We start from the raw sequence: 13,187 nt of genomic DNA, 5'->3' as shown, positions 1-13,187 counted from the left end.
CCAGCCGGCCACCGCCATCACGCCGTGGCCGCCCCCTCGTCCGGCAGCCCCTCGACGCTCGCCAGCAACCGGTTGGCCAGTGCCAGCGCCACCCGCTCCTCGACGAACGGCAGGCTCAACCGACCACTGGCCAGGTAGAGCCGCAGGGTCACCACCCCGCGACGGCGCTGCAGCCAGCTCTGCTGTACCTGCAGCGACACCAGGTGCGCGGCGGGAAAGAGGCTGGTGCGCTGCCCCCAGAGACCGTGGCGCACCCGCAGCCAGTCGCCGCGACACGACCAGCCCAGCGACCGCCAGCGCAGATGTGCCAAGCCAGCCGCCAGGGCGACCAGGCCCACCAGCACCGGCCCCGGGCTCCAGGCCGGCAGCCCGGCCAGCCCGTCACTTGCCATCCCGACGAGCAGCCCCAGCCCCGCGACCATGGCCAGCAGCAGGCGCAGGAACAGCACCCGGCGATAGAGCCCGGCCACCCGCTGCAGCGGCGCCGTCAGCGAGGGCGGCGCGACCCGCCCGGGCCACAGCGACGGCACCAGCGTATCGGCCCGGGCCGCGGTCAGGCCGGGCACCAGGAAACGCCGGGCCTCGGCGACCTCGCCGCCTGCCGTCCCCCCGAACTGGTGACAGACCAGGTAGCCCCGCCCCAGGGCCCGGCCGAGCCCGGTCTGCACCCACTCCACCACCTGCAGCCGGCGCAGGGTCAGGGTCTGCGAGCGGCGGTGCAGCAAACCGCTCACCTGGACCTGGCGCTCGCCGTCGTCGCGCAGCACATAGCCATGGAAGCGCCACCAGGCCGCCAGCACCGCGAGCAGCATCAGCACCGCCAGCGCGGCGGCGAGCCCCAGGCCCACCGCCAGCGGCGGCGATGCCGGCAGCCAGGCCCAGAGGTCGAGCGGCGGCAGGCGGTCGTGCAGCCAGCGCTCCAGCGGCCGCACCAGGGGCGAGAGCAGCGCGGCGATCACCACCAGCGAGCGGCTGGTCAGCCCGTGCAGCACCAGGGCCCCGGGGGTGACGGCGAAACGCACCAGCGGCGCGGGCGCCTCGTCCGCTGTCGTCGTCGGACCGCTGCGCGACGCGGCCCCGCCCAGGCGGGCCTCCAGCGCCTCGGCCAGCTCGCGCCGGATGCCGGGCAGGGCGATGGACGCCGCCTCGCCGGCCAGGGTCTCCACCTCCCACTGCACCAGGCCCAGGGGGCGCATCCAGGCCGGCTGCTGCACGCTGGTCTGCTGCACATGGTGGGCCGCGACCTTGAACTCCCGGTGGACGAACAGCCCCTTCTGGATCACCAGCACGTCGGCGTCGAAGCGGAAGCGGAAACGCCGGTAGTAGAGCAGGCTCAGCAGCAGCGCCCCCACCAGCAGCAGGCCGCCGCCCAGCAGCGCCTCGCGCAGTCCGACACGGTCGCTGACCGCGAGGCCCGCCCCGGCTGCCAGCAGCAGCGGCAGGTGCTCGCGGATCAGCGACACGCCGGTGGTCGCCAGCGTCAGCCCGATGGCCCAGGGCGAGAGGCGCTGCCACTCGGCCAGCCCGTCGCCCCCCGGGGCGTCGCGGGTCATGGCGCCTGCTCCTCCGGGGGTACGGCCGGCTCCGCCTCCAGGCGGGCCAGCAGGTGCTGCTTGACCGCCTCGGCGCGCGCGGCGGGCAGGCCCTCGAGGACCAGGTCGGCGCCGCGCCCGCCGGCGGTGAAGCAGGCCAGGCGCACCAGGCCGAAGGCCCGTTCGAGGGGGGTGCTCAGCGTCTCCACGTGCTGCAGGCGCACCAGCGGCAGCACCTGGGTGCGCCGGACCCAGAGCCCTCGCCGGTAGCTGAGGTCATGCTCGCGCAGCCCGTAGGCGCGACGCCGTGCCTCGAACCAGGCGAGCACGGCCATCGCCAGCCCCAGGACGGCGATGCCGACGGCCAGCCTCCCCTGCCAGTCGGCCAGCGGTGGCTCCGACAGGGGGACCAGGCTCGCCAGCACGGCCAGCAGCCACCAGCGCCAGAGCTGCTGCAGGGCCTGGCAGGGGGCCAGCCGTGGCGACACGGGCGTCAGCGGTGCCTCTTCCAGCCGGGGCAGGCGTTCGGGGTCGAGCGGGACATTGGTGTGCGTCATGGTTCCAGAGAGTAGCAGCCGGACCCCATGTCAGATACGCGAACGGCGCCGGAGCCGGAGCCGGGAGGCGAGCGGCAGGCAAGGCCCGTGACCGCCGGCGGGCCGGCGCTTGCCCTGCACGCCCTTCGCACCTACACCTTGAAGATGGACACGATTCCGGCACTCATCGGCCCCGGCCGGGGTCCCCTGGCGGTCGTCCGTTTCCTGGGCCTGGTGCTCCTGGGAGCCATCATCGGCGCCATCGCCGCCCTCTTCGCCGTGGCCTTCGTCACCGCGGTGCTGGAACTCAACGAGCTGCTGCTGATCTCGCCGCGCAGTCGCATGATGTTCGATCACGCCGGGGCGTTGATGGCCATTACCGTGGCGGTGCCGGCGCTGGGCGGCCTGGTCGTCGGCCTGCTGCACCTCGCCATCCCCGAACGGCGCCCCCATGCGCCGGCCGACGTGATCGCCGCCGTCCAGACCCGACGCGGTCGACTGCCCGCCAGGGCCGGCGGCCTGTCGGCCCTGAGCGCGCTGATCTCGCTGGGTGCCGGGGCCTCGGTGGGCCAGTACGGCCCCCTGGTACACCTGGGCGCCACCCTGGGCTCATTGGGGGCGCGGCTGCTGCGGCTGGGGCGGTCGGACGACAACATCGCCATCGCCTGCGGGGTCGCCGCGGCCATCTCCACCGCCTTCAACGCCCCCCTGGCGGGCATCGTCTTCGCCCACGAGGTGGTGCTGCGCCACTACGCCCTGCGCGCCTTCGCCCCGGTGGCCGCGGCCGCCATCGTCGGCTACGTGATCGCCACCAACGTGCTGGAGCGCGGGGCGCTCTTCCATGTCGCCGACACCGCCGTGCCACGGCCCTGGGAGTTCGCCGTCTTCCTCGTCATCGGCGGCCTCGGCGCCCTGGTCGCCGGCGCCTACATGCGTGCCATCCTCGGGGTCACGCGCCTGGCCGGCACCCTGCCGCTCGCCCCGCCGCTGCGCCCGGCCCTGGCCGGGGCACTGCTGGGACTCACCGCCCTCTGGGTACCCGACATCCTCGGCATGGGCCAGGAGACCCTGCGCTTCGCCACCATCGCCGGCGCCTTCGGCAGCGCCGAACTGCTGCTGGTGCTGGGGCTCAAGATCGCCGCCACGGCGCTCTGCCTGGGCATGGGCTTCAGCGGTGGCGTGTTCAGCCCCGCCCTGGTGATCGGCACCCTGTTCGGGGCCCTGTGCGGCAGCCTGGTGGGGCAGCTCAGCGGCGCGCCCCAGGAGACCTTCGTGTTCTACGCCGTCTGCGGCATGGTGGCGGTGACGGCACCGGTGATCGGCGCGCCGCTGACGACGCTGCTGATCGTCTTCGAGCTGACCGGCAGCTATGCGCTGACCACCGCCGCCCTGGCCAGCGTGATCCTGGCCAGCCCCATCGCCGCCCAGCTCTTCGGCCGCTCGCTGTTCGACATCCAGCTCGAGACGCGTGGCCTGGACCTCTCGGCCGGGCGCGGGCGCGCCGTGCTGCTCAGCACCCCGGTGGCCGAGCACCTGACCCGGGACTGCGTGACCCTGCGCCCCGACACCGGGGTGGCGGAGGCGATGACCGCCCTCGGCCAGGCCCGGCACGGCGAGGCCTATCTGGTCGACGCCCGGGGGCGGTATCGCGGCTGCGTGACCCTCGCCGACCTGGAGGCCGCCCGCGAGGCACGGGACGGCCCGCAGACGGTGGGCGGGGTCACCGCCGCGGACCGGCCGCTACTGAGGCCGGACACCTCGCTGTGGGACGCCATGGCGCGGTTGCAGGACGTCACCGGCGAGGCCCTGCCGGTGGTCGACGCCACCGAGGATGCCTTCCTCGGCGTGGTCTTCGAGGCGAGCATCGCCCGCGCCTACCTGCGCCACAGCGACGAGATGCGACGGGAGGAACATGGCACGGGTTGAGCGACGGCGGCGACTGGCCGGCGTGACGAGGTTGGCGCTACTGGGACTGGCACTAATGGGACTGGCGGCGCCGGCCGCGGCCGCGGACGACGGGCCCCTGACCGTGCTGAGCTGGGGAGGTGCCTACGAGCGCGCCCAGCGCGCCGCCCTCTTCGAGCCCTACACGGCCAGCACCGGCCGGCGGGTCGAGGTGATGCAGTACGACGGCGGGCTGGATGGCCTGCGCCGCGCCGCCGAGACCGGCGAGGTGCCTTGGGACGTCATCGACATGACCCGCAGCGAGGCCATGGCCGCCTGCGAGGAGGGCCTGCTACGCCCGCTCTCGCCCGCGCTGCTGGCCCCGGCCCCGGATGGCACCCCAGCGGCGCAGGACTTCCTGCCCGACGCCTTCGGCCGCTGCGCCATCACCCACACCATCTTCGCCACCGTGGTCGCCTACCGACGTGACGCCTTCCCCGGCAAGCGCCCCACCACCATCGCCGATCTCTTCGACCAGCAGCGGTTTCCCGGGCCGCGCGCCCTGCAGCGCACCCCGGCGGTCAACCTGGAGTGGGCCCTGCTCTCCTACCGCGTGCCCCAGCAGGAGCTCTATGGCCTGCTCAGCACCCGACGCGGCCTGAACCTGGCGCTGGGGCGCCTCGACGGCCTGGACGAGATCCACTGGTGGGAGGCCGGCGATACGCCGCCACGGCTGCTGGCCGAGGGCAAGGTGGTCATGGCGTCGGGCTACAACGGGCGTTTCTTCGACGCCATGGTCAACCGGGGGGTGCCGATCGAGATCCTCTGGGACGGCCAGGTCCAGGAACACGAGACCTGGGCGATCCCCCATGGCAACCCCCATCCCGAGGCCGCCCGGGACTTCATCCGCTTCGCCACCACCACCGAGCGCCTCGCCGAGCTGGCGCGGCGCATCCCCTACGGTCCGGCACGCCGTTCGGCGGCCCTTCGGGTCACCACCCACCCCGACAACGGCGTGGACATGCGCCTGCACATCCCCACCCATCCGCTGAACGCCGAGCGGGCGCTGGCCAAGGACGAGGCGTGGTACGCCCGCACCCTGGGCCGCATCAACGACTACTTCGACGCCTGGCTGGCGGCCCGGCAACGCGATTGAGCGCTTCGCGGATCGCCGGCACAGGGAAGGAGACGCGCTCGCCACCCACCACCTGGACTCTCCTGGCACGAATGGACCGATCATGGTCGATATGCCCCTTACCTCACCCCCACCCGCGGGCGGACACTACCAGCGAGTCTGCGGGCTTTTTAGCAGCCGAAGGGAGGACAGCCCATGCCAGCACCACGCTCGACCACCCGCGTCCTGGCCGGTGTCGCCGTGACCGCAGCGGCCGGGTTCGCCGCCTTGCCCGGACAGGCGGACGACCCCCTTCCCCTGGCCGTTGACCTGGGGAATTACAGCCGCTCGATCACCACCGCTTCGGAGACGGCACAGGCGTACTTCGACCAGGGGCTCCGCCTGGCCTATGGCTTCGCCCGCGCACGGGCCGCTCGATCGTTCCGGGCCGCCCAGGCGCATGATCCGGGCTGCGCCCTGTGCCACTGGGGCGAGGCCTGGGCCCTGGGACCCTACCAGAACAACCCCGGCGGGGTCGGCGACTACGAAGACGCCGCCGATGCCGCCCAGGCCGCCCTGGAGCGCGCCGACGGCACCGCCCCCTGGGAACGGGCGCTGATCGAGGCCATGGCCGTACGCTACCCGGACAGCCCGGGCGGCGACGTGGCGACCGAGGGTTACGCCGAGGCCATGGCCGCCGCGGCGGCGGCGCATGGGGACGACCCCGAGGTGCGCACCCTCCACGCGGAATCGCTGATGATGTTCCGCCCGTGGGACCTGCTGGGCGAGGACGGCCAGCCATATCCCGTGGCGCACAGGGCGATCGCGGAGCTGGAGGCCGTGCTGGCGGCAGACCTCGAGCATCCCGGTGCCTGCCACCTGTACATCCACGCGGTGGAGGCCTGGGAGCCGCAACGCGCCGAAGCCTGTGCCGACCGGCTGGATGACACCGTTCCGGCGGTGAGCCATATCCAGCACATGCCCTCGCATATCTACATGAACATCGGCCGCTACGGTGATGCGGTGCGGGCGAACCAGCAGGCGCGGATGGTGGACCAGGCCGCACGGCAAGGCGAAGGGGCCAGTGTCTATGCGGCGCACAACACGGCGATGCTGGTCTTCGCGGCCTGGATGGACGGGCAGAGCGGCGTGGCCCTGTCGGCCGCCCGGGACCTGGCGCGCGAGCGCGCCCCCGATGCCTTCCATCAGTATCTGCAACTCGCTCGCTTCGGGCGCTGGAACGAGTTGCTCGAACGGACGACCGCGCCGGAAGAGCCCTTCCAGGCCGCCATGTGGCGATTCGCGCGCGGCCTCGCCCAGTTGCGCACCGGTGATACCCAGGCCGCCATGGCCGCGCTGGATGCCATCCGCGGCATTCGCGACGAGACCCGGGAGGACGCCACCTACCACTTCTTCCTGCACTCGCAGCGCGACCTGCTGGGCATCGCGCAGCACATCCTGGCCGGTGAACTCGCCGCCGCCGAGGGTCACCTGGAGCAGGCCGAGTCGGAACTGCGCCGAGCCATCGAACTCGAGGATGGCCTGCACTACAGCGAACCGGAACCCTGGCCGCTCCACGCCCGCCACGTGCTCGGCGCCATCCTGCTCGAGGCCGGCGACGCCGAGGCGGCCGAAGCGGTCTACCGCGACTCCCTGGCGGGTTACCCGAGCAATGGCTGGGCGCTGCAGGGGCTGACCCAGAGCCTGGCCGCCAAGGGACAGGAGGAAGCGGCCGCCAGCGTCGAGGAGCAGTTCGAGGAGGCCTGGGCGCGAGCCGACGTCTGGCTGCCGGCGTCGCGCTTTTGAGCGGCTCAAGAGGGCGGCGTTCGAGTGCCGCATGCTCTAGCCGGCAGCGAGGCCCGCAGCAGCAGGTTGCGCGGGGTCAGCTCGCGCTCGCAGAAGGTGCCGAGTGCCACCGTGAAGCCGGCTTCCTCCAGCAGCTGCAGCCGGTCGAGGGCCAGCCAGACCTCCAGCGGGCGACGAAACAGGTGGCGGACGAGCTCCAGGCGCCGCACCTCGGCCTGGCGCCGCCGGCCCCCCCGCTCGTATGCCCCCCAGTCGACGGAAGCCGGCAGCGTCAGTCCCTTCCGTTCCGCCGCCCAGCGGCAGAAGCCGGCGAAGGTCTCGGGCAGGCGGCCGTAGGCGAGGCTTGGCACCGGCAGGTAGTCGTCGCGGCCGCGCAGCTCCCGCTGCAGGAGGTCGAATCCCAGCCGCCAGGCGCCGGCCCGCTCGCGGCTTCGCCTCACGTGGCGCGGGGCGGTAACGGTCTCCCGTACCGCCAGGGCCAGGTCGTCGCGGGACAGCTCGAGGCCCTGCCGGCCGGCCAGGTCGCGGCCGAGCCGTGAGAGCGGCCGGTAATGTTCGGCCGCGGTGCGCTGGTAGCAGCATGGTGCCAGGGTCACCCCACAGCCGCTCGCCGCGGCCAGCTCCAGCAGCCGGACGTGCAGGTCGCCACAGGCATGCAGCGCGGCGACATGCGTATCGGGTGTCAGCCACCGGGCCACGTCCGGCGCCAGGACATCCCGGGCCTCCAGGTGCACCGCCACACCCTGGCGGTCGGCCAGTGCCTGGCCCTCGTCGCACAGCGCCGGCTGCCACTCCAGCGCCGTGACCTCGGTCCCGTGCCAGCGGGCCAGGGTGCGCGCCAGGTGCCCCTTGCCCGCACACCACTCCACCAGCGACTGACCCGGCGCCAGCGCCACCCGGGGGACGAAGGCCTCGATCTGCTGCCACTTGCGCCCCCCCACATGCTGGCTCCAGGACGCCGGCAGGCCGGCGTCCCCCCCCGCCAGGTCGGGCAGGTCCACCAGCTCCCCCAACTCCGCCACCGGCAGCCAGGCCGCGAGCGGCGATGTCCCGCAGGGGGCGGCCTGGAGCCGCTCGCAGGCCTCATCGGAGAGCGCCAGCAGCGCCTGCTCGAGCCCGGGAAGGTGCCCGGCCCAGGGCGGCCGGCGAGACTGGAACGGCAACGGCCGCCAGACGGCCTGCCACTCGGCGAGCAGTACGGTGAGCCGCGTCAGGCGGTCGGCATGGGGTATCGACAAGGCGTGAACTCGGCTTCCTGGATTGCGTTGCGCAGCCCCGGCTCATAGGGGTGCGGGGCCAGATGGGCCTGCCGACTAGCGGACCAGCCCCAGCCGCTCGTGCCACTCGGCGATGCTCTCCTCGGGGTAGCCGGCGAAGCACTGGTCGCCGTCACGCACCTCGGGCTCCACCCAGTTGGCCTTGCTGTCCAGCAGCAGGTGTATCCGCTCCGGCGGCACCGGCAGCTCGGTGTCGACCGCCGAGGCGAAGGGGTGCACCAGCTCCGGCCAGCGGGGATCAAAGACCCAGAGCGCGCTGGCGCAGTGCGCACAGAAGTGCCGCTCGCCGGGACTCTCCTCGCCGTCGATCACGGCGTGGTAGACCTTCTTGTGCACGGCGCCCTCGATCCTGAGGGTGTCGGCGCGGCCGCTGAGGTTGATGGCATAGCCGCCGCCCCCGGCCGTCTTGCGGCAGATCGAACAGTAGCAGCGCTGGTAGGGATAGGGATGCGGCGATTCGACGCTGAAACGAATCGCGCCGCAGTGGCAGGAACCTTCCAGCAGCATGGGGTCACCTCCAGTGTTCGCGGGTTTCGGCCAGGGCGCTCAAGCTCGGTAGTGCACGGCCAACCACAGGGTAGTCCGCTCCGGCGTCGTCCACTCGACCCGGTGCTTGCGATGGGCCGGTATCGCCAGGTGGTCGCCGGCCTCGAGCACCACCTCATCGCCCTCCTCGAACGCCAGGATGGCTTCACCCTCGAGCAGCAGCACCCACTCGTGCCACGGCTGGTCATACCAGCCGGAGGCCGGCGAGCGGTGCCCACGTGACACGATGCGCTCCACCCGGACATTCTCGCCGCGTACGAGCTCCTCGAACAGCTCGTCATCGAGGGCGTCGGGAATCGACGCAAACAGGTTCTTCATCGGGCCCAGCCTCCAGTCCGTCACTCCTGCGCCGTCACCAGGGGCTCGGTGGGAATCTCGCCCTCCTCGCCGAGCAGTACCCGGGACAGGAAGATCGACACGCGCTTCTCGGCCTCCTCCGGAAAGTCGCCATGGCCGGACCCGGGCACGGTGATGAAGTAGCTGGGTACGCCGGTATCGGTCAGGGCGACGTCCAGACGAACGGCCTGATCGTAGGGCACCACGGTGTCCTCGTCACCATGCAGGGTGAGCACCGGCGGATCACCTTCGCTCACATAGGTGACCGGCGACGCCCCGATGGCCTGCTCCTCGTTCTCCGGCAGCGCCCCCCCCAGCAGCAGGGCCTCGGGTACCTCGGGGCTCGATCGGTCGAACTCGCCGGGCTGATCGACCAGGGCCATCATGTCCGTCACGCCGAAGAAGTTCACCACCGCGGCTACCTCGCTGGCCACCTCGTCGTAGGGGCCGAGATCGCCCTCCAGTTTCGGCTCGTCGCCGGTCATGCCGAGCATCAGGGCGAGATGGCCGCCCGCACCGCGACCCCACACGGCCAGCCGGTCGGGGTCCAGGCCATGTTCGTCGGCATTCGCCTTGATCCAGCGGATCGCCGCCTTGCTGTCGTGCAGCTGGGCGGGCCAGGTGGCCTCGCCCGACAGCCGGTAGCCCACCGAGACTGCGGCGTAGTCGCCGCTGCTCACGAAGGGCATCACGCGCGCCGCGCCATCGGCCTTGTCACCCTGGTACCAGCCACCGCCGTGGAAGAACACGATCACCGGCAGCGCCTCCTCGGACGGCTCCCGGGGCCGGTAGAGATCGAGGCTCTGGCGCGGGTCGTCGGTCTGTGCATAGGGGACGTCGAGCTCGAAGGTGATGGGCTCACGCTCGAGCTCTTCCCGCGTCATCACGCCCGGCATGCCCGGGTCCTGCTCGTCGCTGTCGGGCTGGGCGAATGCCACGCTGGCACCCAGGGTGAACATCAGGGCACTCAGTGCGAGTCGGATCATCGATTGTCTCCTAGATGGCTACTCGATCGAGACAGCCAATCCGAGGGAAGGTTGTCGGGCAATGAGTCTCGCGGCCCCCGAGGCAGCCTCATGCCGAGGCCAGGCAATTCAGGTATCGTGGCGGCATCCGGGACCACCGCAGGCGCTTCAGGCCCGCCCACAGGCTCACCTGGTTGGCCGTCAGCACCACCCGCCCGGCTTGTCGGTTCAGCGTGTCCAGCCATTGCAGGGTGTTGACCGCCGTATCGGGAACCAGCAGCGGTACTTCGGAATCGCCGTGTTCCCGGCAGAAGGTGCGCACCGCTTCGGCAATGTCGACCCGATGCGAGTCCGCGGCATAGGGGCAGTCGAGTACCTCGAGGTGCCCGACTGCCACGCCACCCTCCCCCAGGAAATGTACCAGCCGCCGGGTCACCTCCTGCGGGTAAGGGCTGAGCAGGTCCACGCGGCGATGGCCCAGTGCCGACAGCGCCTCGAGGAAGGCGAGCGCCGTACTGGTCACCGGCACACCCAGCGCCGTCTCCAGCCCCTCTGCCTGGGCCCTGGCCCACGCGAGCCCGCCGATGAAGCTGCCGCTGGTGCAGGCCCACACGACGGCCCGCGCCCCGGCCTGGTGCACGAGCGCCTCCCCCACCGGCGCCAGTCGGTCCACGGCCCCCAGCGCCGTCAACGCCGCCGGCTCATGGTGACCATCGCTCGGTATCTTCCCCACCTCGATCCCGGGCAGGTCCCCATCGGCGGAAGCCCCTGCCGGGCCCAACGCATACCACTCGTAGTCGGTCGGCCCGTCCTCGGGAAGCAGGATTCCCAGGCACTGATCAAGCGACATCGTCGTTCTCCCCGTCAGTCAATGCTGTGGCCTCGCCGGACCAGCATATCGTGTTGTCCCGGATTCGACAGGGGTCCGGCGGTTACGCCCCGAGCCACCGAGGTGATATCGTCCACTCCAACGCCCCGCAGGTGTAACCACCATGCCCCATGTCGACGTCACGGTCATCTCCGACGCCATCTGTCCCTGGTGTTTCATCGGCAAGCGCCACCTGGCGCTGGCCCTGGCCGACCTACCCGATGAAATCGCCGTCAGCGTGGCGTGGCAGCCCTTCGAGCTCAACCCGGCAATGCCACCGGGCGGCATGTCGCGCCGTGATTACCGCACCGCCAAGTTCGGCTCCTGGGAACGCTCCCTGGAGCTGGATGCCCAGGTGGAGGCGGCTGCCCGCCGTGCCGGGATCGAGATCCACCACGAGCGCATGACGCGCACGCCCAACACCTTCGCTGCCCACCGGCTGATCTGGCTGGCCGGCGGGCATGGTGTGCAGCAGTCGGTGGTCGACGAGCTGTTCGCGCGCTATTTCGTGAACGGCGAGGATATCGGCGATGCCCGCGTGCTCACCGACGCCGCTGATGCCGGAGGCCTGTACGGCGTGGACGTGCCAGCGTTTCTCGAGAGCAGAGAAGGGGTGGCCGAGGTACGCGACGCGCTGGCCCACGCCCGCCGGCTCGGCATCGGCGGCGTGCCGATGTTCATCATCGATGGCCGGACCGCCCTGTCGGGCGCCCAGCCCCCCGAGGTGCTGCGCGAGGCCATAGTCGGGGCCAGTTGAGCGCAGCCTATCGATCAGGCCGCCTTGCCGGCCCCTGTGTTTCCTCGATACATCCCCTGTCTTTCCGGAGGCCCGGACCATGAACACCCCCGCCATCGCCGTCACCCGAACGCCCCTGGTGGCCGTCTATGGCACGCTGAAGCGTGGGCTGCGCAACCATCACTGGCTCCATGGCGCCGACTTCCTGGGCAAGGACATCCTCACCACGGCCACGCTCTATGACCTCGGGCCCTTCCCGGGCGCCAAGCCGGAGCCCTCCCGGGGCATCGAGGTCGAAGTCTTTCGCGTCACGGCTCAGCAACTGGCCGGGCTCGACCAGTTGGAAGACTACCGCGTCAGGTATCCGAAGCACGGCGATTTCGACCGCGCCATTCACACGACGGCATTCGGGCCCGCCTGGCTCTATCTCTACAACCATGACGTGGACGGCTGCCCGGTGATCCGCGAGGGCACCTGGGTGCCCCGCCTGTGATATAAACACCACCGACAGGGAACCCGATCCATGCTACCAGGGAGGAGGCCATGGGCCGCTTCGTCATCTATCTCGCACTGCTCGCCGGCCTGGCCTATGGCGGGCTCTACGTCTACTACGGCGTGGCCGTGAAGCAGCTGATCCAGGAGGAGCTGGATGCGCTCGGCTTCACCGCGCTCCAGGTGGCAGGGGTCGACTACCCCCCGCTGGCCCCGGTGAGCAACGAGGCCAGGGTGGCGGCCGAGGTCATCTACCGGGGCGCCGAGGCCAGCGTGGAGCTCCGCCTGACCGGCCATCCGGTGTTCTCGGACGAGGTCCGCATGGAGCTGGACGGCCTCCAGGCGCTGCGGCTCACGATCGGCACCGGAGGCCAGCAATAGCCACGCCGGTGTCGCCCCACGCCGGGGGCGTCATGCTATCCTTCCCGGACCTTCAACCGGCATCCATGCCGACCTTTCAGGAGAGCAACATGGCCAGGGCAACCGCACGTCATATTCTGGTGGACAGCGAAGCGAAGTGTCAGGAACTCAAGGCCGAGATCGAGGGCGGCCGCGACTTCGCCGAGGTGGCTCGCGAGCACTCCACCTGCCCCTCCGGCCGCCAGGGCGGCGACCTGGGCAGCTTCGGCCCGGGCCAGATGGTCCGCGAGTTCGACGAGGTGGTGTTCTCCGGCGAGCTGAACAAGGTCCACGGCCCGGTGAAGACCCAGTTCGGCTATCACCTGCTGGAGATCACCAGCCGGTCGTGAGCCGCCGCTGCCGACAGCGTTCGAACGCCGTGCGTGGGGGACCCGTGCGGCGTTCGTCATGGCGGGCGAGCCGCGGTGGGTCGTGTGCCACTGACAGGATGGGAATGCTTCACCACTCACTCCAACAGGATTCACCGATGAATGACGAGATCTTTCACCAGAGCATCCGCAAGCTGTTGAAGAACGTAGGCGTGAGATCCCAGCAGGCGATCGAGCAGGCGGTGACGAAGGCACTCGCCGAGGGCCGGCTCCAGGGCGACGAGTCGCTGCCGGCACGCGTGAGCGTGCAGGTCGCCGGCCTGGAGCTCGATCTCGAGTTCGAGGGGGACATCACCCTTGAGTGAGG

The 13,187-nt window shown here is 71.3% G+C and carries 15 protein-coding genes; 8 read left to right on the top strand and 7 right to left on the bottom strand.

Annotated elements, in window-relative coordinates; translation table 11 throughout:
• Positions 1–17 precede the first annotated feature (17 nt).
• On the bottom strand, positions 18–1,553 hold the full coding sequence (locus tag MKP05_RS01500) for a PH domain-containing protein (protein ID WP_240566718.1): 1,536 nt from the start codon (positions 1,551–1,553) through the stop codon (positions 18–20).
• Positions 1,550–2,089, bottom strand: a complete 540-nt coding sequence (locus tag MKP05_RS01495) for a PH domain-containing protein (RefSeq protein WP_110281705.1) — start codon at positions 2,087–2,089, stop codon at positions 1,550–1,552. Before MKP05_RS01495 ends, MKP05_RS01500 begins: the two co-directional genes overlap by 4 nt.
• Before the next feature lie 27 nt (positions 2,090–2,116).
• Between MKP05_RS01495 and MKP05_RS01490 the strand changes: the two genes are divergently transcribed.
• From MKP05_RS01490 to MKP05_RS01480, 3 genes are all read left to right on the top strand, one after another.
• Positions 2,117–3,994 (top strand): chloride channel protein, encoded by a 1,878-nt coding sequence (locus tag MKP05_RS01490; protein ID WP_240566717.1) that lies wholly within the window; start codon positions 2,117–2,119, stop codon positions 3,992–3,994.
• The gene (locus MKP05_RS01485) at positions 3,981–5,108 is read left to right on the top strand and encodes an extracellular solute-binding protein (protein ID WP_240566716.1); all 1,128 of its coding nucleotides are present in this window, start codon (positions 3,981–3,983) and stop codon (positions 5,106–5,108) included. The genes MKP05_RS01490 and MKP05_RS01485 overlap by 14 nt, the downstream gene beginning before the upstream one ends.
• 174 nt (positions 5,109–5,282) lie before the next feature.
• A complete protein-coding gene (locus MKP05_RS01480) occupies positions 5,283–6,872 on the top strand; it encodes a tetratricopeptide repeat protein (RefSeq protein ID WP_240566715.1) in 1,590 nt (529 codons plus the stop codon).
• A 5-nt stretch (positions 6,873–6,877) separates the two neighbouring features.
• On the opposite strand, the gene MKP05_RS01475 is transcribed toward MKP05_RS01480, so the two are convergent.
• From MKP05_RS01475 to MKP05_RS01455, 5 genes are all read right to left on the bottom strand, one after another.
• Positions 6,878–8,110, bottom strand: a complete 1,233-nt coding sequence (locus tag MKP05_RS01475; RefSeq protein WP_240566714.1) for a methyltransferase — start codon at positions 8,108–8,110, stop codon at positions 6,878–6,880.
• A gap of 75 nt (positions 8,111–8,185) precedes the next feature.
• A complete protein-coding gene (locus tag MKP05_RS01470) occupies positions 8,186–8,656 on the bottom strand; it encodes a GFA family protein (protein WP_240566713.1) in 471 nt (156 codons plus the stop codon).
• Between the two features lie 39 nt (positions 8,657–8,695).
• On the bottom strand, positions 8,696–9,013 hold the full coding sequence (locus tag MKP05_RS01465; RefSeq protein ID WP_240566712.1) for a cupin domain-containing protein: 318 nt from the start codon (positions 9,011–9,013) through the stop codon (positions 8,696–8,698).
• 20 nt (positions 9,014–9,033) lie between these two features.
• Complete coding sequence (locus MKP05_RS01460) at positions 9,034–10,017, bottom strand: alpha/beta hydrolase (RefSeq protein WP_240566711.1); 984 nt, start codon at positions 10,015–10,017, stop codon at positions 9,034–9,036.
• An 88-nt stretch (positions 10,018–10,105) separates the two neighbouring features.
• Positions 10,106–10,846: a maleate cis-trans isomerase family protein gene (locus MKP05_RS01455; RefSeq protein ID WP_240566710.1), complete on the bottom strand. Its 741-nt coding sequence runs from the start codon at positions 10,844–10,846 to the stop codon at positions 10,106–10,108.
• 142 nt (positions 10,847–10,988) lie between these two features.
• Here MKP05_RS01455 and MKP05_RS01450 point away from each other — a divergent pair, with 142 nt between their 5' ends.
• From MKP05_RS01450 to MKP05_RS01430, 5 genes are all read left to right on the top strand, one after another.
• Positions 10,989–11,621: a DsbA family oxidoreductase gene (locus MKP05_RS01450; RefSeq protein WP_240566709.1), complete on the top strand. Its 633-nt coding sequence runs from the start codon at positions 10,989–10,991 to the stop codon at positions 11,619–11,621.
• 79 nt (positions 11,622–11,700) lie between these two features.
• Positions 11,701–12,093 carry a gamma-glutamylcyclotransferase family protein gene (locus MKP05_RS01445; RefSeq protein WP_240566708.1) on the top strand — a complete coding sequence of 131 codons (393 nt, stop codon included), beginning with the start codon at positions 11,701–11,703 and terminating at the stop codon, positions 12,091–12,093.
• A gap of 50 nt (positions 12,094–12,143) precedes the next feature.
• Entirely contained in the window at positions 12,144–12,473 is a 330-nt protein-coding gene (locus MKP05_RS01440) for a hypothetical protein (RefSeq protein ID WP_240566707.1), read from the top strand.
• Positions 12,474–12,562: 89 nt separating this feature from the next.
• A complete protein-coding gene (locus MKP05_RS01435) occupies positions 12,563–12,841 on the top strand; it encodes a peptidylprolyl isomerase (RefSeq protein ID WP_240566706.1) in 279 nt (92 codons plus the stop codon).
• Between the two features lie 137 nt (positions 12,842–12,978).
• Entirely contained in the window at positions 12,979–13,185 is a 207-nt protein-coding gene (locus MKP05_RS01430) for a DUF6494 family protein (protein WP_240566705.1), read from the top strand.
• The last annotated feature ends 2 nt before the right edge of the window (positions 13,186–13,187 follow it).

The organism is Halomonas flagellata (assembly GCF_022487945.1).
In the GTDB taxonomy this organism is placed as follows: Bacteria; Pseudomonadota; Gammaproteobacteria; order Pseudomonadales; family Halomonadaceae; genus Halomonas; species Halomonas flagellata.
This window is presented reverse-complemented; position numbering and strand designations above follow the sequence as displayed.